This window comes from Litorivita sp. NS0012-18 (genome assembly GCF_040371945.1).
In the GTDB taxonomy this organism is placed as follows: Bacteria; Pseudomonadota; Alphaproteobacteria; order Rhodobacterales; family Rhodobacteraceae; genus Litorivita.
This window is the reverse complement of record NZ_BAABWS010000001.1, coordinates 983,545-1,004,364: the sequence shown is the minus strand read 5'-3', so window position 1 is coordinate 1,004,364 and position 20,820 is coordinate 983,545. Positions and strand designations below refer to the sequence as shown.

At 62.1% G+C, this 20,820-nt stretch carries 23 protein-coding genes and 1 tRNA gene; 18 read left to right on the top strand and 6 right to left on the bottom strand.

Features of this window, described 5'->3' with window-relative positions:
- Window positions 1-29: 29 nt before the first annotated feature.
- Window positions 30-311, bottom strand: a complete 282-nt coding sequence (locus tag ABWV64_RS04745; protein ID WP_353343123.1) for a DUF1330 domain-containing protein — start codon at window positions 309-311, stop codon at window positions 30-32.
- A 98-nt stretch (window positions 312-409) separates the two neighbouring features.
- On the opposite strand from ABWV64_RS04745, the gene ABWV64_RS04740 reads away from it, so the two are divergent.
- Together ABWV64_RS04740 and trmB are read left to right on the top strand one after the other, a co-directional pair.
- Entirely contained in the window at window positions 410-1,282 is an 873-nt protein-coding gene (locus ABWV64_RS04740) for a LysR family transcriptional regulator (RefSeq protein ID WP_353343122.1), read from the top strand.
- Between the two features lie 63 nt (window positions 1,283-1,345).
- Window positions 1,346-2,158 (top strand): tRNA (guanine(46)-N(7))-methyltransferase TrmB, encoded by an 813-nt coding sequence (gene trmB, locus ABWV64_RS04735; RefSeq protein WP_353343121.1) that lies wholly within the window; start codon window positions 1,346-1,348, stop codon window positions 2,156-2,158.
- A 53-nt stretch (window positions 2,159-2,211) separates the two neighbouring features.
- Here the strand turns inward: trmB and ABWV64_RS04730 are convergent, their stop codons facing one another.
- The gene (locus ABWV64_RS04730; protein ID WP_353343120.1) at window positions 2,212-2,856 is read right to left on the bottom strand and encodes a hypothetical protein; all 645 of its coding nucleotides are present in this window, start codon (window positions 2,854-2,856) and stop codon (window positions 2,212-2,214) included.
- A gap of 325 nt (window positions 2,857-3,181) precedes the next feature.
- Here ABWV64_RS04730 and aroA point away from each other — a divergent pair, with 325 nt between their 5' ends.
- The 9 genes from aroA to trpB all read left to right on the top strand — a co-directional run bounded on the left by aroA (window position 3,182) and on the right by trpB (window position 11,515).
- Complete coding sequence (aroA, locus tag ABWV64_RS04725) at window positions 3,182-4,528, top strand: 3-phosphoshikimate 1-carboxyvinyltransferase (RefSeq protein WP_353343119.1); 1,347 nt, start codon at window positions 3,182-3,184, stop codon at window positions 4,526-4,528.
- 69 nt (window positions 4,529-4,597) lie between these two features.
- On the top strand, window positions 4,598-5,257 hold the full coding sequence (locus ABWV64_RS04720; RefSeq protein WP_353343118.1) for a hypothetical protein: 660 nt from the start codon (window positions 4,598-4,600) through the stop codon (window positions 5,255-5,257).
- A gap of 105 nt (window positions 5,258-5,362) precedes the next feature.
- Complete coding sequence (gene cmk, locus ABWV64_RS04715) at window positions 5,363-5,971, top strand: (d)CMP kinase (protein ID WP_353343117.1); 609 nt, start codon at window positions 5,363-5,365, stop codon at window positions 5,969-5,971.
- A 71-nt stretch (window positions 5,972-6,042) separates the two neighbouring features.
- The gene (locus ABWV64_RS04710; protein ID WP_353343116.1) at window positions 6,043-6,531 is read left to right on the top strand and encodes a BLUF domain-containing protein; all 489 of its coding nucleotides are present in this window, start codon (window positions 6,043-6,045) and stop codon (window positions 6,529-6,531) included.
- A 229-nt stretch (window positions 6,532-6,760) separates the two neighbouring features.
- The gene (gene rpsA / locus ABWV64_RS04705) at window positions 6,761-8,464 is read left to right on the top strand and encodes a 30S ribosomal protein S1 (protein WP_353343115.1); all 1,704 of its coding nucleotides are present in this window, start codon (window positions 6,761-6,763) and stop codon (window positions 8,462-8,464) included.
- Between the two features lie 337 nt (window positions 8,465-8,801).
- The gene (gene ihfB / locus ABWV64_RS04700; protein WP_353343114.1) at window positions 8,802-9,083 is read left to right on the top strand and encodes an integration host factor subunit beta; all 282 of its coding nucleotides are present in this window, start codon (window positions 8,802-8,804) and stop codon (window positions 9,081-9,083) included.
- A 3-nt stretch (window positions 9,084-9,086) separates the two neighbouring features.
- A complete protein-coding gene (locus tag ABWV64_RS04695; RefSeq protein WP_353343113.1) occupies window positions 9,087-9,437 on the top strand; it encodes a LapA family protein in 351 nt (116 codons plus the stop codon).
- 9 nt (window positions 9,438-9,446) lie between these two features.
- The gene (locus ABWV64_RS04690) at window positions 9,447-10,139 is read left to right on the top strand and encodes a phosphoribosylanthranilate isomerase (RefSeq protein WP_353343112.1); all 693 of its coding nucleotides are present in this window, start codon (window positions 9,447-9,449) and stop codon (window positions 10,137-10,139) included.
- Between the two features lie 140 nt (window positions 10,140-10,279).
- On the top strand, window positions 10,280-11,515 hold the full coding sequence (trpB, locus tag ABWV64_RS04685; protein WP_353343111.1) for a tryptophan synthase subunit beta: 1,236 nt from the start codon (window positions 10,280-10,282) through the stop codon (window positions 11,513-11,515).
- A 68-nt stretch (window positions 11,516-11,583) separates the two neighbouring features.
- Here the strand turns inward: trpB and pth are convergent, their stop codons facing one another.
- Window positions 11,584-12,384: an aminoacyl-tRNA hydrolase gene (gene pth / locus ABWV64_RS04680; RefSeq protein WP_353343110.1), complete on the bottom strand. Its 801-nt coding sequence runs from the start codon at window positions 12,382-12,384 to the stop codon at window positions 11,584-11,586.
- A gap of 152 nt (window positions 12,385-12,536) precedes the next feature.
- Here pth and ABWV64_RS04675 point away from each other — a divergent pair, with 152 nt between their 5' ends.
- Both ABWV64_RS04675 and bfr read left to right on the top strand, forming a co-directional pair.
- A complete protein-coding gene (locus tag ABWV64_RS04675) occupies window positions 12,537-12,800 on the top strand; it encodes a (2Fe-2S)-binding protein (protein ID WP_502902619.1) in 264 nt (87 codons plus the stop codon).
- An 18-nt stretch (window positions 12,801-12,818) separates the two neighbouring features.
- Window positions 12,819-13,304, top strand: a complete 486-nt coding sequence (gene bfr / locus ABWV64_RS04670; RefSeq protein ID WP_353343109.1) for a bacterioferritin — start codon at window positions 12,819-12,821, stop codon at window positions 13,302-13,304.
- Window positions 13,305-13,451: 147 nt separating this feature from the next.
- On the opposite strand, the gene ABWV64_RS04665 is transcribed toward bfr, so the two are convergent.
- Both ABWV64_RS04665 and ABWV64_RS04660 read right to left on the bottom strand, forming a co-directional pair.
- Window positions 13,452-14,093: a 50S ribosomal protein L25/general stress protein Ctc gene (locus ABWV64_RS04665; protein ID WP_353343108.1), complete on the bottom strand. Its 642-nt coding sequence runs from the start codon at window positions 14,091-14,093 to the stop codon at window positions 13,452-13,454.
- 387 nt (window positions 14,094-14,480) lie between these two features.
- Window positions 14,481-15,644, bottom strand: coding sequence for an alpha-hydroxy acid oxidase (locus ABWV64_RS04660; protein ID WP_353343107.1), 1,164 nt, complete (start codon window positions 15,642-15,644; stop codon window positions 14,481-14,483).
- A gap of 159 nt (window positions 15,645-15,803) precedes the next feature.
- Between ABWV64_RS04660 and ABWV64_RS04655 the strand changes: the two genes are divergently transcribed.
- Together ABWV64_RS04655 and ABWV64_RS04650 are read left to right on the top strand one after the other, a co-directional pair.
- The gene (locus ABWV64_RS04655; protein WP_353343106.1) at window positions 15,804-16,355 is read left to right on the top strand and encodes a heme NO-binding domain-containing protein; all 552 of its coding nucleotides are present in this window, start codon (window positions 15,804-15,806) and stop codon (window positions 16,353-16,355) included.
- Window positions 16,355-17,785 carry an ATP-binding protein gene (locus tag ABWV64_RS04650; protein WP_353343105.1) on the top strand — a complete coding sequence of 477 codons (1,431 nt, stop codon included), beginning with the start codon at window positions 16,355-16,357 and terminating at the stop codon, window positions 17,783-17,785. The genes ABWV64_RS04655 and ABWV64_RS04650 overlap by 1 nt, the downstream gene beginning before the upstream one ends.
- Before the next feature lie 32 nt (window positions 17,786-17,817).
- Here ABWV64_RS04650 and trpA read toward each other — a convergent pair whose 3' ends face one another.
- On the bottom strand, window positions 17,818-18,609 hold the full coding sequence (gene trpA, locus ABWV64_RS04645; protein ID WP_353343104.1) for a tryptophan synthase subunit alpha: 792 nt from the start codon (window positions 18,607-18,609) through the stop codon (window positions 17,818-17,820).
- A 192-nt stretch (window positions 18,610-18,801) separates the two neighbouring features.
- Here trpA and ychF point away from each other — a divergent pair, with 192 nt between their 5' ends.
- The 3 genes from ychF to ABWV64_RS04630 all read left to right on the top strand — a co-directional run bounded on the left by ychF (window position 18,802) and on the right by ABWV64_RS04630 (window position 20,767).
- Window positions 18,802-19,899: a redox-regulated ATPase YchF gene (gene ychF, locus ABWV64_RS04640; RefSeq protein ID WP_353343103.1), complete on the top strand. Its 1,098-nt coding sequence runs from the start codon at window positions 18,802-18,804 to the stop codon at window positions 19,897-19,899.
- A 100-nt stretch (window positions 19,900-19,999) separates the two neighbouring features.
- Window positions 20,000-20,326 carry a hypothetical protein gene (locus tag ABWV64_RS04635; protein ID WP_353343102.1) on the top strand — a complete coding sequence of 109 codons (327 nt, stop codon included), beginning with the start codon at window positions 20,000-20,002 and terminating at the stop codon, window positions 20,324-20,326.
- Between the two features lie 351 nt (window positions 20,327-20,677).
- Window positions 20,678-20,767: transfer RNA gene (locus ABWV64_RS04630), tRNA-Ser, on the top strand.
- Window positions 20,768-20,820 lie beyond the last annotated feature (53 nt).

Below are 20,820 nucleotides of genomic sequence, written 5' to 3'. Positions count from 1 at the left end.
ATCGCGATATGGCCGCCTTTTTCTTTGCGCTAACCGAGCAGCAAAATATCCGACTGCCCCGCCGCACGGCGCAGGGCATGGACATCGGCGATTTCGGGATCGTTGATCCACCCCAATGCGGCCTCGCGGTCGGGGAATTGCAAAATCACGGCGATGCTGGGCTGGGTCGGGCTGCCTTCCAAAACGGTTGTGTCTTTGGCCGACACCAAGGGCGTGGCGCCATGGCGGGCCAAAGCCGCGCCCGCTTTCTCGCGGTATTTGGCAAGCGCGTCAGGGTCGGTGAGGGTCAAATTGACATAGGCATAAATCATATCGTTGCTCCTTGGCTGTGGGGACGGGGCAGGGGTAGCGCGGCGCGAGGCATGTGAAAACGCGTGCTTTTGCATCTGTGACGTGCGAATATGCATGGATGCAGCCTCATTGGGATGATCTCAAAACGGTGCTCGAACTTGTCCGCTCCGGCTCCTTGGCGGGGGCCGCGGGGCGTATGGGGCTGAGCTATACCACCGTGGCGCGGCGGGTGACGCGGATCGAGGAGGCCTTGGGCCTGACGCTTTTCGAGCGGCTCGCGGATGGATACCGGCCCACCGACGAGGGGCGGCTGGTGGCCGATTATGCGGCGCAAATGCAGGGGCAAGAAGACGCGCTCTTGCGCCAGCTTGCGGGCCGGTCCACCGATTTGAGCGGGCCTTTGGTGGTCACCGCGCCCCAGCTTTTGATCGCCCATGGGTTTGCCCCGATGCTCGCCGCCTTCAGCGCCGCCTACCCGCAGGTGGAGTTGCAGATTAAGGCTACCAATGACCTGCTTGACCTGACGCGGCGCGAGGCCGATCTGGCCCTGCGGGTCAGCCGTAGCCCCGGCGATACGCTCACAGGGCTGCGCCTGAGCGCCCAAGACAGCGCCAGTTTCGCCCATCGCGATTGGGCTGCGCGGATTGCGGATGATCCGAACGGGCCGATCGATTGGATATTGTTCTCCGGCTATAGCGCCCCGCCGAAAGCGGCTGCCGAGCGCTACCCCAATCTGCGCACCCGCTACCGGTTCGATGATATGGTGGCCATTGCGGGGGCGGTGCAGGCGGGTTTGGGCGCGGCGCAAATGCCGATGTTCTTGGGGCGCAGCCTGCCGGATGTGGTGCCGGTCCCCTTGGTGCCGCCGCAGCCCTATGCCGATATCTGGCTCGTGGGGCACCGTGATGTGTGGCAAGGCGCCAAACCCACCGCCTTTCGGGCGGTCATCGCGCAGGAGTTCAAAGCCGCCCGCGCCCTGTTCACGGCCTGAGCCTTGCCCGAACCCTACGCGCGCCCCATTGATTTGCCGCCCGCGACGCAGTAGGAGGCGGCCATGAGTGATGACAGCCCTGCCAAACCCGCCAAACCCGATACGCCCTATGTGAAAAAGGGTGCGGGCCCCGTGCATATTCGCGGCGCCGCCAAAGACGACGCCCAAGGCGGCACCCATCCCAGCGGCGCGCCATGGCGTAATTTCTATGGCCGCTTTAAGGGGAAGGGCTTGCGCCAAAGCCAAGAGGCCTATCTGGAGGAGGATCTGGCCAAACTTTCCCCCGGCGCGGTGGATTGGGAGGCCAACCCCGACCGCAGGCCCTTGGATGTCGATGCGATGTTCGGCGGTAAACCTTTGTGGCTCGAAATCGGGTTCGGCGGCGGCGAGCATCTGGTGCATCAGGCCGCGCGTTACCCCGATGTCGGGATCATCGGCTGCGAGCCCTATATCAACGGCGTGGCGATGCTCTTGGGCAAAATCCGCAAGGCGGGTGTCGAGAACCTCAAGGTCCATCCCGGTGATGTGCGCGATATGTTCGACGTGTTGCCCGAGGCGTCGATCGAGCGGGCGTTTTTGCTCTACCCCGATCCTTGGCCGAAAAAACGCCACCATCGCCGCCGGTTTGTGACGCAAGACTACCTTGTGGCTTTGGCCCGCGTGATGAAGCGCGGGGCAATATTTCGCGTGGCAACGGATATTCCCGATTACGTGCGCCAGACCCTAGAAGAGGTGCCGCGCGCGGGGTTTGAATGGCTCGCCGAGGGGCCGCAGGATTGGCGCGCGCCTTGGGGCGACTGGATGTCCACCCGCTACGAGCAAAAAGCAATCCGCGAAGAGCGCACCCCGCATTACCTGACCTTCCGGCGGCTCTGACGGGGCGCGCGGCGGGCGCCCGAAGGCGTGAATTTACCACAGCCCGTGCCGGATCAGGCGGCTGCGCGGGGTTTGCGGCGGGCGTTCTTTGCGCCTTTGCGCAGCGCCACCATGGCGCCCCCCAGTCCCAGATAGAGCCATCCGGCAGCGGGCAGCGGCACGGCGGGGGCGACATCGGTGAGCGTGAAGACGGCGTAGGTAAATTCGGGCGTATCGGCGATGACGGGCGCGCTGCCCGAGGTCACGTCGTCGCGCCGCGTGCCCTCGCGGTTGATCACCCCATAGACCGGCACGAAGGTTGATGTGATCGGGCCGCTGGTCACCGCGGCGAAGGGGAAGAATGTGGTGCAAAAAGTGAACACGGAATCGCAGCCGCGGGTCAGTTGCGGGTCGCTGTCAAACGCCCCTGCCGCGCTATCGACAAAGACGAAATCGCGCATCGCCCTGACCGTCGCCAAGGCTTGTTCCGCATCGGAGAAGAAGAAATCCGAAAAGTCGTCGCAGCCGTCAAAGACCGACGCGCAGGAACCGTCGACAAAGCTGATGTCATAGGTGAACCGGCCGACCTGCAGCCCCTGCGCACCAATGAGCTCCCCGCCATCGGTGACAAGGGTGACCGCGCGGGCCGATTGGGGAAGGCCAAGGCCAAGAAGCGCCGCGCATATCGCTGCGGCCAAAGTGGAGCGTAGGTTGGGCATGGGGTTTCCTTTGATACTGGTTATTCGACCAGCGCCCTCACGGTTGGGCGCGCCTAGGGTCCAGTCAGTCACCTGCCTGCCGTTGCGTCAACTTTGGCGTTTTTCGGGCGGCAAGAAAACGCCGAACCAACGCTAAATTGCATGGATTTTACGCGCCGCGAGATTTGGCGCCTTGCCGTTCTGGCGGGGGCTCATACTGCGGCCCGCACCGCGCCCGGCAAGGGGGCAAAGGCAGGGCCGCCGGTGCGGGGTGTCCTTAGGGCCATTTACCGTCCCCGCTGCCCCTGCTATCAGGCGGGCAACAGTAGACGAAGGAAGCCCCCGCATGTCCTCTCATGGCACCCCGATCCCGATGATTTCTGCCGCTTGCGGTCCCTTGACCGGCGAGGCCCATGTGCCCGGCGACAAGTCGATCTCGCACCGCTCGTTGATCCTTGGGGCGATGTGTGTGGGCGAGACGCGCATTTCGGGCCTTTTGGAGGGCGAAGACGTGCTCGACACCGCCAAGGCGATGCGGGCCTTTGGCGCAGAGGTCGAGGATTTGGGCGGCGGGAACTGGCGGGTTTACGGCGTTGGCGTTGGCGGGTTTGCCGAGCCGGAAAACGTCATTGATTGCGGCAATTCGGGCACGGGCGTGCGGCTCATTATGGGGGCGATGGCCACGTCGCCGATCACCGCGACCTTTACCGGTGATGCGAGCCTGAACGGGCGTCCGATGGCGCGGGTGACGGACCCTCTGGCACTGTTCGGGGCGCAATCCTATGGCCGCGCGGGCGGGCGTTTGCCGATGACCATCGTGGGCGCGCCAGAGCCATTGCCAGTGCGCTATGTGGTGCCCGTGCCCTCGGCGCAGGTGAAATCGGCGGTCTTGCTCGCGGGGCTGAATGCACCGGGGCAAACGGTCGTGATCGAAAAAGAAGCCACCCGCGATCACACCGAACGTATGCTCGCCGGATTTGGCGCGACCATCATCACCGAGGTCACGGATGAGGGGCGGGTGATCACACTGACCGGACGGCCCGAACTCAAGGCGCAAGAGATCGTCGTGCCGCGCGATCCCAGTTCGGCGGCCTTTCCGGTCTGCGCGGCGCTTATCGTGCCCGGATCGGATGTTTTGGTGCCCAATATCGGGCTGAACCCGACGCGGGCGGGGTTGTTCACCACCTTGCAAGAAATGGGCGCGGACCTGACCTTCGAGAACCTGCGCGAGGAGGGCGGCGAGCCTGTGGCCGACCTGCGCGCACGCTTCTCGCCCGATTTGCACGGCATCGAAGTGCCGCCCGAACGCGCGGCCTCGATGATCGATGAATACCCCGTCCTGTCCGTCGTCGCGGCCTTTGCCAAAGGCGATACGGTGATGCGCGGCGTCAAGGAATTGCGCGTCAAGGAAAGCGACCGCATCGAGGCCATGGCCTCGGGGCTGCGCGCGGGCGGAGTCACCGTCGAGGACGGCCCCGATTGGTGGATCGTCAAAGGCGCGGGCCACGGCAATGTCGCGGGCGGCATGGAAGCGGTTAGCCATCTGGACCACCGTATTGCCATGTCTTTCATGATCATGGGCATGGCTTCGAACGCGCCGGTGCGTGTGGACGACGGCGCGCCGATTGCCACGTCTTTTCCGGTGTTCGAGCCTCTTATGAAGGCACTTGGCGCGGAAATCCGCCGAAGCTGACGTCGGGTAGGGCATAGCTGCTGACACACCCTTTCCCTTGCGTCAGTATGCGCGGTGTGAGGTGATTATATGACGCGAGCATTCTGGGCCTGTTTTGCCCTTTCCATGGCGCTCTATGCCATGATGTTGTTTTGGACCCTGCCGCAGATCAAGGCCGAGGCGGGGGGGCTTTTGCCGTTTGATTTGCGGCCCTTGGGCTATACCGAAGAGGCGGCGCGCAGCTATTTGAACGCGCTGAGCGCGCGCGGGCGCGATGTCTATCTTGGCCCGCAGCATTTGCTTGATCTCTTCTACCCGATCACCTTGGCGGCGGTTTTCGTTTTGGGGGCGATGATCCTCTATCGCGGCCGTGTGCGTTGGGTGATTATCGGCTTTGCCATGGTCGGCGAGGTGGCCGATTACGGCGAGAACGCTTTGGTGAGCACGATGCTGACCTCTCACCCCGATCTTGTGCCGTCCTCTACCATCGCTTTTGCGGGGTTTTTGACCTTTGTGAAATCCGTTGCGGTGACGGTCTGTATCTGCGCGCTGCTGTTTGGCGCGGCGCGGGTGTGGATGTCGAAGCGGCGGTTGCAGCGCGCGTTGAAACGCTTTGGCTATATGTCGCTTGATCCGCGAGACGGCGAATATGATCCGCCTGAGGCGCCCGCGCAAAGCGCCGCGCCCGCGCCGTTCAAATCGCGCCGCAAGGATCCGATGCGCGGGATGTTCCCCGAAGCCGGAGAGTGACGGGCCCCTGCGCACGCCGCGCCGCGGCCAGCGCGATCAGGGGTGACGCCGCCGCGCGCTTGGGGTAGACACAAGTCCCGATCATTCACGTAAGGCAGAGGCACAATGGCGTTCACCATTGCAATCGACGGACCCGCAGCCGCAGGCAAGGGCACGATTTCCAAAGCGGTCGCCGCGCATTTCGGCTTTGCGCATCTCGATACGGGGCTATTGTATCGCGCGACGGGGCGGCGCACCTTGGATGGCACAGCGCCTTTGGAGGCGGCGCAAAACCTGCGCGCAGAGGATCTGGAGGCGGGCGATCTGCGCACGCCCGATGTGGCCCAAGCCGCCAGCCGCGTTGCCGCCATTCCCGAAGTGCGCGCCGCTTTGGTCGATTTTCAGCGCGCCTTTGCGCGGCGCGCGGGCGGGGCGGTGTTGGACGGGCGCGACATTGGCACGGTGATTTGCCCCGAGGCGGAGGCGAAATTGTTTGTGACCGCCAATGACGACATCCGCGCCACGCGCCGGTTCAAGGAACTTAGCGAGACAGGCCATGATGTGAGCTACGAGAGCGTTCTGGCGGATTTGCGCGAACGCGATGCGCGCGACAGCGCCCGCGCGGCGGCGCCGCTCAAACCGGCCGAGGATGCGGTGATTTTGGACACGTCGCAGATGAGCATCAATGAGGCCGTCGCGCAGGCCATTGCCCATATCGAGGCAAAGCGCGGCTAAGGCCTAAGCCCCTGCCGCCGAGCGATAAATGTGAATTGACCGCACAGCCTGTTGTGCGCCACAGTGTCGGAATGCTTCAACTTCTCTATCGCAGCTTTGCGCTTTTGCCCGAAATCGACTCCTCCAACCTTGCGATCGTGCAGGCGGCTTTGACGCATAATCCCAAGGTGGGGATCAGCGGCTATCTTTGGCGCGCCGAGACGCAGTTTTTCCAAGCCTTACACGGTCCTACGGCGGCGGTGCAGGCCTTGATGGAGCGGATCAAGGCCGATCCGCGCCACCACTCGGTCGAAATTTTGCTCCAAGAGCAGGCGCAGCCAAGCAGCCCCTTTGAGGGGTGGTCGATGGGGTATGATTTGATCGGCATCGAGTTGGCTGGCTTTGGCCTTGATGCGCAGGGGCAGCGCCCCGAGGTGGACGCCCTATCGGCGCGCCAGCTATATGTCGAAATGGCCCAAGCGGCGCGTGATGCGGCGCAGTTTGGCTCGGCCTTCCCCTATGCGCGCCAAGCGGGCGAGAGCGAAGAGCAGTATTTCGCACGGTTGAATGCGGCCACATAAGCCGCGCGGGCATACGGCGGGCAGGGGCACGCGGGCAAAAGCGCTGATTTCTGGCCGAAACCCTTGCATTCCTTGGCCAAAGCGCGTATCTGCCGCCTCGTCGAGACGGTGAAAACACCGCAAAACATGAGAGATCGAGCAGGGTCGGACCTCCGGCCCTCTTTGTTTTGCGATTCGCCATATGACCAAACCGCAAGACCGGCGGAGACAACCGCACGGCCAGAAACATATGTTAAAGGAAACCAGAGACCACATGGCTCAGAACGTATCTATGGAGGAATTCGAAGCCCTCCTGAATGAAAGCTTCGAAATGGACACACCCGAAGAGGGCAGTGTTGTCAAAGGCAAGGTGATCGCGATCGAAGCGGGCCAAGCCATCATCGACGTCGGCTACAAAATGGAAGGCCGTGTCGAGCTTAAAGAATTCGCAAATCCTGGTGAAGCACCTGAAATCGCCGTTGGCGACGAAGTGGAAGTCTTCCTGCGCTCGGCTGAAAACGCCCGCGGCGAAGCCGTCATCTCGCGCGAGATGGCCCGCCGTGAAGAAGCATGGGATCGCCTCGAAAAAGCCTATGCGGCCGAAGAGCGCGTCGAAGGCGCCATCTTCAACCGCGTCAAAGGCGGCTTTACCGTTGATCTCGGCGGCGCCGTGGCCTTCTTGCCCGGCTCGCAAGTTGACGTGCGCCCCGTGCGCGACGCGGGCCCGCTCATGGGTCTCAAGCAGCCGTTCCAGATTCTCAAAATGGACCGTCGCCGTGGCAACATCGTTGTCTCGCGCCGTGCGATCCTCGAAGAGAGCCGCGCCGAGCAGCGCGCCGAAGTCATCGGCAACCTCACCGAAGGTCAGGCTGTTGAAGGCGTTGTCAAAAACATCACCGAATACGGCGCATTCGTCGACCTCGGCGGCGTTGACGGCCTGCTGCACGTGACCGACATGGCATGGCGCCGTGTGAACCACCCATCCGAAATCCTTGCGATCGGCGAGACGGTGAATGTTCAGGTCATCAAGATCAACAAAGACACGCACCGCATCTCCTTGGGCATGAAGCAGTTGCAAGACGATCCGTGGGATCTGGTTGCTGGCAAATACCCGCTGGAATCGGTTCACACCGGCCGCGTCACCAACATCACCGACTACGGCGCCTTTGTGGAGCTGGAGCCCGGTGTCGAGGGTCTCGTGCACGTCTCCGAAATGTCCTGGACCAAGAAAAACGTCCATCCGGGCAAAATCGTGTCCACCTCGCAAGAGGTTGAGGTCATGGTTCTGGAAATCGACGCCGCAAAACGCCGCGTGTCGCTTGGCCTCAAGCAGACGCAGCGCAACCCGTGGGAAGTGTTTGCAGAAACCCACCCCGAGGGCGCGGAAGTCGAAGGCGAAGTCAAGAACATCACCGAATTCGGTCTGTTTATCGGCTTGCCGGGCGAAATCGACGGCATGGTTCACCTGTCGGACATCTCGTGGGACGAGCGCGGCGAAGACGCGATCCAGAACTACCGCAAAGGCGACATGGTTCAGGCCGTTGTCTCCGAAGTGGACATCGACAAAGAGCGTATCTCGCTCTCGATCAAAGCTCTGGGCGGCGACAAATTCTCCGAAGCGGTTGGCGGCGTGAAGCGCGGCTCGATCGTGACCGTGGAAGTGACCTCCATCGAGGATGGCGGCATCGAAGTGGAATATGAAGGCATGAAGTCCTTCATCCGCCGCTCCGACCTCAGCCGTGACCGTGCCGAACAGCGCCCCGAGCGTTTCTCGGTCGGTGACAAGGTTGACGTGCGCGTTACCAATGTGGACAGCAAAACCCGCCGTCTCGGCCTCTCGATCAAGGCGCGTGAAATCGCCGAAGAGAAAGAAGCGGTCGAGCAGTATGGCTCCTCGGATTCGGGCGCATCGCTCGGCGATATCCTTGGCGCAGCGCTCAAGGGCGACGAGTAAGCGCATCGCCGCTTAGGCAGATGTTTGAGACGGCCCCGCAGGTGACTGCGGGGCCGTTTTTCTATGTGCTGATCCATCCCGCCATTGCGGTGCAGCGTGCTTTTCACATGCGAATCAATGGGTTTTCCACAGGCGGCGCATGCTTCGCGCGGGCGTGCAGCGGTGTGAGCGGTGCCAAAATCGGGGGGGCGGACGGGGGAAAATACGTAAACACGCCGAAATGTGACGCGAAATCGCACCTCCCCCTTGCCGTTTGTGTTTCTCTCTGACCAGATTGTTTCTATAGTCTGAGTTAAAACAGTGTAGTGCCAATACTTTGAACCCGGGGGGGACACCGATGATCCGATCGGAACTAATCCAGAAAATTGCCGACGAAAACCCGCATCTCTATCAGCGTGACGTCGAGCGGATCGTGAATACCATCTTCGAAGAAATCACCGATGCGATGTCGCGCGGGGACCGTGTGGAATTGCGCGGCTTTGGCGCCTTTTCGGTGAAGAAGCGCGACGCGCGCTTGGGGCGCAACCCGCGCACCGGCGAATCCGTGCAGGTCGAAGAGAAACACGTTCCGTTCTTCAAAACCGGTAAGCTGCTGCGGGACCGTCTGAACGGGAAGTAATCCATGCGCTATATCCGCTACGCCTCCATCGCTATCTTTGCGCTGGCCCTGATCTCTATTGCTTTGGCCAACCGCCAGATGGTCACCGTAAAGGTGCTGCCCGAAGAATTGGCGGTCTATTCCGCGCTCAATCCGTCGGTCTCCATGCCGCTGTTTTTGGTGATTTTTGGCGGCATCATCGCGGGGCTGGTGATCGGTTTTGTCTGGGAGTGGATGCGCGAGCATAAGCACCGCTCGGAGGCGCGCCGCAAGCATGGCGAGGTCAAGCAGCTCGAGCGCGAATTGCGCCGTGTCAAAGGCCAGCGCGACGAGGGCAAGGACGAGGTTCTCGCCCTGCTCGACGAGGCCAGCTGAGGCGCCGTTATGACATCTGACATTCGTGTGAAAATCTGCGGGCTCAAACGGCCCGCAGAGATCGAAGCCGTTGCCGAGGCGGGCGCGGCCTATGCCGGTTTTGTTTTCTTTGAAAAATCCCCGCGCCATGTGAGCGTGGCCCGAGCGCGTGATCTGGCGCTTCTGGCCCCTGTGGGGCTGGCCAAGGTGGCATTGGTTGTGGACGCCGATGACGCGGCATTGGACCGGATCACCGCAGAGGTGCCGCTCGATATGTTGCAGCTTCACGGGCATGAAAGCCCCGAGCGGGTGGCGCAGATCAAGGCGCGCTACGGATTGCCGGTGATGAAAGCGGTGGGTGTGGCGGATGCCGCGGACCTGCCGCTGATTGATCTTTATGCGCAGGTGGCCGATCAACTGCTCATCGATGCCAAACCGCCCAAGGGCGCGGCGCTTCCGGGCGGGAACGGATTGCGCTTCGATTGGCAGTTGGTGCAGCGCAAATACTGGACGCGGCCTTGGATGCTGGCGGGCGGTTTGCATGCGGGCAATGTCGCCGAGGCCATCGCGCGCACCGGCGCGCGGCAGGTCGATGTGTCCTCGGGCGTGGAAAGCGCGCCGGGCGTCAAGGATGCGGGCAAGATCCGCGCCTTTGTCGCGGCGGCGATGGGCGCGGGGCGCGCGGGGGCGGATGATGCGCCTTTGGTGCCCAAATTGCGCTGATCCGCGCGCGGCCGGTTTGGGGAGCCTCCGGCGGGGATATTTGTAGAATCAGCAAGGCGGGCGCGCGATTTTGGCGCAGCCGCTTTACCGTGCAGGGCGCATGCGCTACATCGCAGGGCAACGCGCAAGGGAGCAGCCAGATGAACGATCTTTTCAACAGCTTCATGAACGGTCCGGACGAGAAGGGCCGGTTCGGGATTTTCGGCGGGCGCTTTGTGTCCGAGACCTTGATGCCGCTGATCCTCAGCCTTGAGGAAGAGTATGAAAAGGCCAAGACCGACGAGACGTTTTGGGCCGAGATGGACGATCTTTGGACGCATTATGTGGGCCGTCCCAGCCCGCTGTATTTTGCCAGCCGGATGACCGAGGAGCTTGGCGGGGCGAAGATTTACCTCAAGCGCGACGAGCTCAACCACACCGGCGCGCATAAGATCAACAACGTGCTGGGGCAGATCATTTTGGCGCGCCGTATGGGCAAGGGCCGGATCATTGCCGAAACCGGCGCGGGGCAGCACGGGGTTGCCACGGCGACGGTTTGCGCGAAATTCGGGCTCAAATGCGTGGTCTATATGGGCGCGCATGATGTCGAGCGTCAGGCGCCCAATGTGTTCCGCATGCGGCTTTTGGGGGCCGAGGTGGTGCCTGTGACTTCGGGGCGCGGCACGCTCAAGGATGCGATGAATGATGCGCTGCGCGATTGGGTGACCAATGTGGACGATACTTTCTATTGCATCGGCACCGTGGCGGGGCCGCACCCCTATCCGGCGATGGTGCGCGATTTCCAATCGATCATCGGCAAGGAAGTGCGCTGGCAGATGGCCGAGCAAGAGGGCGAGGGGCGTTTGCCCGACAGCCTCGTGGCGGCGATTGGCGGCGGCTCCAATGCGATGGGGCTGTTCTATCCGTTCCTTGACGACGAAAGCGTGCGTATCATCGGGGTCGAAGCGGGCGGCAAGGGCGTGGACGAGACGATGCAGCATTGCGCCTCGCTGACCGGCGGACGTCCGGGGGTTTTGCACGGCAACCGCACCTATTTGCTACAAGATGACGACGGGCAGATTTTGGAAGGCCATTCGATTTCGGCCGGTCTCGATTATCCGGGCATCGGGCCGGAGCATAGCTGGCTGCATGAAACGGGGCGGGCGGAATATGTGTCGATCACCGACAAGGAGGCGCTGGAGGCGTTCCAGTTCTCCTGCCGCACCGAAGGCATCATTCCGGCGCTTGAGCCCTGCCATGCCTTGGCCCATGTGATGAAGATCGCGCCGACATTGCCCAAGGATCATATCTTGGTGATGAATATGTGCGGGCGCGGCGACAAGGATATTTTCACCGTCGCCAAACACTTGGGTGTCGAGATCAACACCGGCGGGTAAGCGCCCGTATTTGCACTAAAAAGCCGCGCGCTGGGGTTCCGGCGCGCGGCTTTTTTATGCGCCGTTTTCTAGCTGCGAAACTTATTGGCCAGTTGTTGCAGCTTGCCCGCGATGCCGCTTTGGGCCGGTTCGTCACCCATGGCGGCAGGCTCCACCTTCGCCTGATCGCTTTGCGGTTTGGCCTTGCCGGTGACGGGTTTGATTTGGACCTTTGGCTTTGCGTTGGGCTTGGGGCCCGGGCGATCACCGCGCGGGCCTTTGGGTTTGCCGCTCTTCGTGCTGGTGCCGCCGCCAGAGCGCGGCGGGGTCACCCGCAGGGCGACGGCATTGGAGAATCTGGCGCTGTCCCCTTCGGCGAGGGCAGGCGCGCCATCGCAAATGCCGCGCAAAAGGTCATCCAGCCACGCCTCGTCTGCCTTGGCAAAATCCGACAGGACATAGCCCGCCACGCGGTCCTTATGACCAGGGTGCCCGATGCCGAGGCGGATGCGGTGATAGCTCTCGCCGATGTGGCTGTGGATCGAGCGCAGCCCGTTGTGGCCCGCATGGCCGCCGCCGGTTTTATGTTTGAGGCGGGCTGGGGCGAGGTCCAATTCGTCGTGAAACACCGTCACGTCGGAGGGGGCCAGTTTGTAAAACCGCATCGCCTCGCCGACCGATTGGCCCGACAGGTTCATGAAGGTTTCGGGCTTGAGCAAGATCACCTTTTCGCGGCCAAGCATGCCTTCGGTGATCTGGCCTTGGAATTTGGAACGCCACGGGGCGAAGCCATGGTCACGGGCAATTTCGTCCAGCGCCATAAAGCCGATGTTATGGCGGTTGCGGGCGTATTTTGCCCCTGGATTGCCGAGGCCGACGAAAAGCTGCATGGCCGTTTCCCTTGCGTGGTTGGGCGCTTAAGGCCTGATACGCGCTGCGGGCGTTCAAATCAACGGGGGGCGGGCGGGAACGAGGGCGAAGGGCATATCCGATGTATTTACTCGGGATTGACAATTCCGATTTAATTTGTCAGGAATGAAAAGTGCACCTCAACAGCCCTGATTGCCACATGATCATTTGCCATTGCCAACGTATCACCGACACGGACATCCACGGCGCGATCGACTGGATGCGCGAAGCCGATGGCTCTGCGATCATCACGCCGCGCAAAGTGTATCGCGCGCTTGGAAAAACGCCCGACTGCGGCTCTTGCATGCCGCTTTTCCTGTCCACCATGCGTTCTAATGATAAGCTGGGCGTACCAAAAATTCTGCGCGATATGCGTGGAGCCACAGCAACTGCCTGAAAATAAAGGGGCTTCGCCATGAAGGGTGATTCAAAAGTTATCGAGTATCTCAATGCTGCCTTGCGCAGCGAGCTCACCGCGGTCTCGCAATATTGGCTGCACTATCGTTTGCAGGCGGATTGGGGGCTGGCGAAAATGGCTTCCAAGTCGCGCGAGGAAAGCATCGAAGAGATGCACCACGCGGATAAATTGATCGACCGTATCCTGTTTCTGGAAGGGCATCCGAACCTGCAAAAGCTTGATCCGCTGCGAATCGGAGAAGGGCCGCGCGAGACCTTGGAATGCGATCTGGCGGGGGAGCATGATGCCTTGACGCTTTACCGCGAGGCGCGGGCCTATTGCGATAGCGTCGGGGATGTGGTTTCGAAAAACCTCTTCGAGGCCTTGATCACCGATGAAGAAGGCCATGTCGATTTCCTCGAGACTCAGATCGACCTTTATGACCGGATCGGCGCCGAGAAATACGCGCAGCTCAATGCCGCAACGATGGATGAGGGCGAATAGGCCCACGCCTGTTTGAGCGTTCAAACCCATGAGCCTGCCCAAGAGATCGGGCAGGCTTTTTCTTTGAGTATCAGCAAGATAGACGCACATAAAAAACGCGGGAGGCCTGCGCCACCCGCGTTTTGATGTGTTTGCTCAGGGGGAAGATTACTCTTCGCCGCCCTCTTCGCCGGCTTCTTCGCCCGCGTCGTCGCCCTCTTCATTTTCCGAAGAGCGCAGGCCCGACGGAGCCGAGATATTGGCGATCACGAAGTCGCGGTCGATGGTGACCTTGGCGCCTTCGGGCAGGGTGATGTTCGAGATGGTGAGCGTGTCGCCAACTTCGAGCGTCGAGATATCGGCCACGATGCTTTCGGGGATATCTGCGGCGGTCACTTCAAGCTCGACCTCGGGGCGCACAACGGTCAGAACGCCGCCTTTGCGGATGCCCGGGCAGGTGTCTTCGCCTTCGAATTCGACGTGAATGAAGAGCTTCACCTTCGAGGTGCGGCGCAGGCGCATCAGGTCGAGGTGCGTGGGAAGGTCTTTGACCACATCACGTTGCACGTTGCGGCAGATGACACGCACGTCGTCCTGACCTTCGACCTTCAAGTTGAAGAGTGTCGAAAGAAAACGGCCTTGTTTCAGGCGCTTAAACAGGACGTTGAAGGGGATGTTGATTGCGATGGGGTCTTCGCCGCCACCATAAACCACACCAGGAACCATGCCATCGCGACGCGCTTGACGAGCGGCGCCCTTGCCAGTCCCCGTACGCAGTTCGGCGGTAAGATCAGGAATCGATCCAGCCATATTATTTCTCCAATAGGTAAGGGCGGGAATCCTCCAAGGCTGTATTCCCGCGTGAAGCCGCGCGTATAGACCCAAATATCGGGTTTTGGAAGAGGGGAAATGCGGGTTTGCAGGGGTTTTTGACGGGTTTTTTGCGCCTCTGGGCGGGCGCGGGGCCGCGCGGCGGGGGCGGGCGGTTTTTTCTGTCGGTATCACGTCGGTAAAACGTCGGTATTGCGTCGGTGCGGTTTTGCCCTCGGTTGCGCCTTGATCACGCGCCGCTCGCCGACCGACTGGCGCTGGGTTGACGCTTGATTGCCTTCGGGCGGGAGCGCGGCGGTCTCTCTGCTGCCTCGCGATGGGCGTTCGATCAGATGGCGAGCGCCCCCCGATCGCCTGCGGCGCGCCCTATTGCCAGCGGCCCGAAAAATCCTCGGGCACCAAAAGCACATCCGGCGTCAGCCCCGCGATCTCGCGCTGCCCGCACAGCGCCATGGAGATGTTGAGTTCCTTGTGCAAGACCTCCAGCGCGGCGCTCACCCCCGCCTCGCCCATCGCGCCCAGACCGTAAACAAAGGCCCGCCCGATATAGGTGCCCGTGGCCCCCATGGCGACGGCTTTGAGGATGTCCTGACCCGAGCGGATGCCGCTGTCCAGATGCACTTCGATCTGCCCGCCGACCGCGTCCAGAATGGGTTGCAACATGCGGATCGACGAGAGCGCGCCATCCAGTTGCCGCCCGCCGTGGTTCGACACGATGATCGCATCGGCCCCGACCTTGAGCGCCATCCGCGCGTCTTCGGCGTCCAAAATCCCCTTGAGGATCACCTTGCCGCCCCACATTTCCTTGATCTCGGCGATCTTGGCCCAATCCAGCTTGGGGTCGAATTGCTCGGCCGTCCACGAAAACAGCGAGGACGGATCGTCGATGCCATCCACATGGCCGACGATATTGCCAAATCCGCGCCGTTTGGTTTGCAACATCTGCAAGCCCCAGCGCCATTTCCACGCCAGATTGGCGATGGTTTTGGCCGTCATCTTGGGTGGGGCCGAGAGGCCGTTTTTCAAATCCTTATGGCGCTGCCCGAGGATTTGCAGGTCCAAAGTGATCACCAAAGCCGAGCATTTCGCATCCTTGGCGCGCTGGATCAACCGGCGCAGGTACTCCTGATCGCGCATGGTATAGAGTTGAAACCAAAAGGGTTTTTCCGTGTTCTCGGCCACATCCTCGATCGAGCAGATCGACATGGTCGACAGGGTAAAGGGCACGCCGAATTTTTCGGCGGCCTTGGCGGCTTTGATCTCGCCATCCGCGTGCTGCATTCCGGTCAAGCCCACAGGGGCCAAAGCCACGGGCATCGCCACATCCTGTCCGATCATTTGGGCTTTGGTCGAACGCCCCTCCATATTGACCGCAACCCTTTGGCGCAGGCGGATCTGGTCGAAATCCGAGGTGTTTTCGCGAAAGGTCTGTTCGGTCCACGAGCCGCTTTCGGCATAGTCGTAAAACATCCGCGGCACGCGCCGTTCGGCAAGGCGTTTGAGATCGTCGATACAGGTGATGACGGGCATGGCGCGCTCCTTTGGCGGCGTTTGGTCAAGATTTGTTACCAATATCGCCCCGCCGGATCAAGCGCATAGCGCCGCGCGGCGCCCCGAGGGGTTTCAGCAAGGCTTAACCTCGACTGAATATTCTGGCGGCGGCGCAATGGGCTAAGGAGAATCGCTGCGATGAAGGGCATGGTGTTTACCGAGCTTTTGGAAATGGCCGAAGGCGCCGTGGGCGAGGCGGCGGTCGATGATATTCTGGACGCTTGCCCGCTGGAAAGCGGCGGGGCCTATAATGCGGTGGGCAATTATCCGTGCGGCGAATTGATGACCATCGTCGGCGCGCTCTCCGATCATACCGGCGCGCCGGTGGCCGAATTGCAGCGCCAGTTCGGCCATTGGATGCACGGGCGGTTTGTCGAACGCTATGCGCCGTTTTTCGAGGGCAAGGCCGATGCTTTCGAGATGCTGGAGGCGATCGAGGCGGAGGTGCATGTCGAGGTGCGCAAATTGCACCCCGATGTGGAATTGCCGACCTTTGAAACCACACGGCCCGCGCCCGATGTTTTGATCATGACCTATCGCTCGCCGCGCGCTTTGGCCGATTTTTGTCACGGGTTGATCGAGGCCTGCGTCGCCCATTTCGGCGCGCCGGTGGATATCGAGATGGGCGCGCCTTGGGCCGAGGGCACCACCCATGCGGCGCAATTCAAACTGATGCGCGCGGCGGTCTGATGCGCCCCGATCTGCCGCCCAAACCGCCCGACGCGCCCGATACGGTGTCGCGCCGCCGCTACGAGCGCGAACGCCGCGCCCGTATCGACGCCGAGCAATTGCTCGAAGAGCGCAGCCGGGCCCTCTTCGAGGCCAATGAGGCGCTCACCCGTCAAGCCGCCGCTTTGGAGGCCGCCGTGGCCGAGCGCACGGCCGATCTGGAGGCGGCGCGCGCGGGGGCGGAGGCGGCCAATGTGGCCAAATCGATGTTTCTGGCGACGATGAGCCACGAAATCCGCACCCCGATGAACGGGGTTTTGGGCATGGCGCAGGCGCTGCTTGAAACCGACCTGAGTGATATGCAGCGCGATTATCTGGGCGTTATCGTCGAAAGCGGCAATGTGCTTTTGACGGTGATCAACGATATTTTGGACCTGTCCAAGATCGAGGCGGGCAAGCTTGAGATCGAGGAGGTGCCGTTCGATCTGGAGGCGAGCTTCCGCTCGACCGAACGGTTGTTCTTGCACCGCGCGCGCGAGAAGGGCCTGCGCTTCGAGGTGGAGATCGCCCCCGCCGCGCGCCGCTGGGTGAGCGGCGATCCGACGCGGCTGCGTCAGGTGATTTCAAATCTGGTGTGGAATGCGATCAAATTCACCGACGAAGGCGCGGTCTGTATCGGCGTTGATTATACCCCTGCGGGGCAGGGCGGCGAGGTGGTGATCGAGGTGCGCGACACCGGTTGCGGCATACCTGCGGACCGGCTCGACCGGCTGTTCAAACCCTACACGCAGACCGATGCCTCGACCACGCGCAACCATGGCGGCACGGGGCTGGGGCTGACGATCTCGCGGCGGATTTGCCGGATGCTGGGCGGGGATATTTCGGTGCAAAGCGAGGCAGGGGCCGGATCGGTGTTTCGCGCCACCCTGCGCGTCGGCATGTCCGAGGCCCCCGCCGCCGAGCACAGCGGCGCCATAGAGGCGCAATTTGCCGCCCGCACCCGCGCGCGCCCGCTCAGGGTTCTGGCCGCCGAGGACAATATGACCAACCAACTGGTCCTGCGCCATATGCTCAAACCCTTTGATGTGACGCTCGAATTGGTGGCCAATGGCGAAGAGGCGGTGGCGGCATGGGCGCACGGGGCGGTCGATCTGGTGTTGATGGATATCCAGATGCCCAAATTGGGCGGGCTGCCCGCGACCGAGGCCATCCGCCGCCGCGAAGCGGGGGAAGGCCGCCCCCGCGTGCCGATCATCGCGCTTTCAGCCAATGCGATGCAGCATCAGGTCGCCGCCTATATCGAGGCGGGCATGGACGGCCATGTGGCCAAACCCCTGCGCCGCGGCGCTTTGGTGAGCGCGATGATGCAGGCGCTGGATGCAGGGGCGCTGGATGCGGGGGCGCATCCGGAGGCGCCGGAGGCGAATGCGGAAGCGGGCGGTTCGGATTAACCTGTTGATTAAGCTTGCAATTCAGGCCCAGATCAGGCGCGATGCGCCCCGTCGGCCAGCGATTTGACGAAAGCGGCGATCTCGGCGGTGGATTTGCCCTTGGCCACTTCGGAGACAATCGCCGATCCGACCACGGCCCCGTCGGCCACGGCGGCAATCGCCTCGGCTCGCTCGGGGGTTTTGATGCCAAATCCGACGATCACGGGCAGGTCGGTCTTGGCCTTGATGCGCGCCACTTCGGGGGCGACATCGACGGCGCTGGCTTCGGCCGATCCGGTGATGCCGTTGATCGAGACGTAATAGACAAAGCCCGAGGTATTGGTCAAAACCTTGGGCAGGCGTTTGTCATCGGTGGTCGGCGTGGCCAGACGGATGAAATTCAACCCCGCCGCTTGCGCGGGCAGGCACAGTTCCTCATCCTCTTCGGGCGGCAGATCGACCACGATCAACCCGTCGATCCCCGCCGCTTTGGCATCGGTCAAAAACCGCTCGACGCCGCGGCTGTAGATCGGGTTGTAATAGCCCATCAAGACGATCGGCGTGCTGTCGTCGGCCTTGCGAAATTCGGCCGCCAGATCAAGCGTGCGCTGCAAGGTCATGCCGCCGTCGAGCGCGCGTTGCCCCGCCAGCTGGATCGCCTCGCCATCGGCCATCGGATCGGTAAAGGGCAGGCCCAATTCGATGATATCGACCCCCGCCGCAGGCAGCGCCTTGACCAGATCGAGCGAGGCGTCGAAATCGGGATCGCCCGCCATGACATAGGCGACAAAGGCTTTTTTGCCTGCGGCGTGCAATTGCGCGAATTTGGCGTCGATGCGGGTCATGGGCGTGTCCTTCCAATATGCTGAGGCGCGGTTTGCGCCATGAGGGCGAAAAAATCAATGGGCCATAGCGCGGTTTGCCCAACAATAGCGCCTCTTGGCCCGCTGTAGCCTTGCGCAAACGCCTGCGCCCCCATAGAAGCGGCGCGATACTGATATGGAGCGCCCTGCGCGCGAAGGCCAAGGAGACGGGTCATGGGTTTCAAAATGGGGATTGTGGGCTTGCCGAATGTGGGCAAATCCACGCTGTTCAATGCATTGACCAAAACCGCAGCGGCGCAGGCGGCGAATTTCCCGTTTTGCACCATCGAGCCGAATGTCGGCGAGGTCGGCGTGCCCGATGCGCGGCTTGATAAACTGGCCGCGATTGCCAGCTCCAAAGAGATCATCCCGACCCGCATGACCTTTGTCGATATTGCCGGTCTGGTCAAAGGCGCCTCCAAGGGCGAGGGGCTGGGCAACCAGTTCTTGGCCAATATCCGCGAAACCGACGCGATTGCCCATGTGCTGCGCTGTTTCGAAGATGGCGATGTGACCCATGTGGAGGGGCGCGTCGATCCGGTGGCCGACGCCGAAACGATTGAAACGGAATTGATGCTGGCCGATCTGGAGAGCATCGAGAAACGCCGCGCCGGTTTGGTGCGCAAGCTCAAGGGCAACGACAAGGAGGCACAGCAGCAAGACCGCCTGCTGGCCGCCGCGCAGGCCGCAATCGAGGATGGCCGCCCCGCGCGTCTGGTCGAGGTCGATGCCGAGGACGCCAAAGCATGGCGCATGTTGCAATTGCTCAGCACCAAACCGGTGCTTTATGTGTGCAACGTCGCCGAGGACGAGGCCGCGAATGGCAATGCGCATAGCGCCGCCGTGGCCGAAATGGCCGCCAAACAGGGCAACAGCCATGTGATCATCTCGGCGCGCATCGAAGAAGAGATCAGCCAGCTTGAGGCCGACGAGGCCGAGATGTTCCTCGGCGAGATGGGCCTCGAAGAGCCGGGTTTGGACCGTTTGATCCGCGCCGGATACGAGCTTTTGCAACTGGAAACCTATTTCACCGTCGGTCCCAAAGAGGCCCGCGCATGGACCATCCGCCACGGCACCATGGCACCGCAAGCGGCGGGGGTGATCCACGGGGATTTCGAAAAAGGCTTCATCCGCGCCGAAACCATCGCCTATGACGATTTCATCGCCTGCAACGGCGAGAGCGGCGCCAAAGAGGCGGGCAAGATGCGCGCCGAGGGCAAGACCTATACGGTCAAGGACGGCGACGTGTTGCACTTCTTGTTCAACACCTAAGACCGCCCGCCATTTGCCGCATCGCGCGGTTTGTGTTAAGAAGGGGGAAGCGCCGCCGATTTTTTGGCGCTTCCCTTTTTTGTTTTTGGATATTTTAGCTATGAAACCCTTCTTCGCATTTCTTCTTTGCGCGGCCGCCTCGACGGCGCAGGCCGGCTCTGTCGGCGGCGCATCTTTGGGCAGCATGGACGCGGGCAGCGTGGTGCGCGATACCGGCTCCTCGGCTGGATTTTCCTTTGATTTTGATGAGGTTGTCAAAAGCGGCACCACCAAAGCCTTCCCCGATGCGCCCGCATCCGGCGCGCCCGTATCGGGCGTGTCAGGTGGGCAGGGCAGCTTGGTCAGCGATGATTTGTTTGGCGATCCCGCCGTGGGGATGAATTTCGGCGATCCGACTGAATTGCCGAGATTCGGCAGCGATTTCTAACGCCCTGCCGCCTCCGGCCTTGAGGGGCTTGGGGCCGCATCCGCATAGGATATTTTTGCCGCCGCCCCGATCGGCGCGCCAAGCGTGCGCCAGATATTGCCCCTCGCGCCGCGCTGGCGCCCGCCCGACGCCTTAATTGCGCGCGCGGCCCGCGCAGGCGGCAAAGGCATTCGCCGATGTTTCCAAACCCGATCACCGCCCGCCCGAAAGCGCAAAGGCCCCGCCCAAGCCCGCGCGGGCACGGCGCATTTCGGGACGCCATGGCTCCGCCCGCGCCATGAGAGCAAAAATTCCGCCCGCCCGCGCTTTTTCCCTTGTTTCACATCCGCAAGCCCTGCTAGACGCGTCAGCGGAGACGTGGCCGAGTGGTCGAAGGCGCTCCCCTGCTAAGGGAGTAGGCCCGGAAGGGTCTCGAGGGTTCGAATCCCTTCGTCTCCGCCACCATACCATTTTAATGAATTTGAACGGGTCGCCTTGGGCGGCCCTTTTGCTTT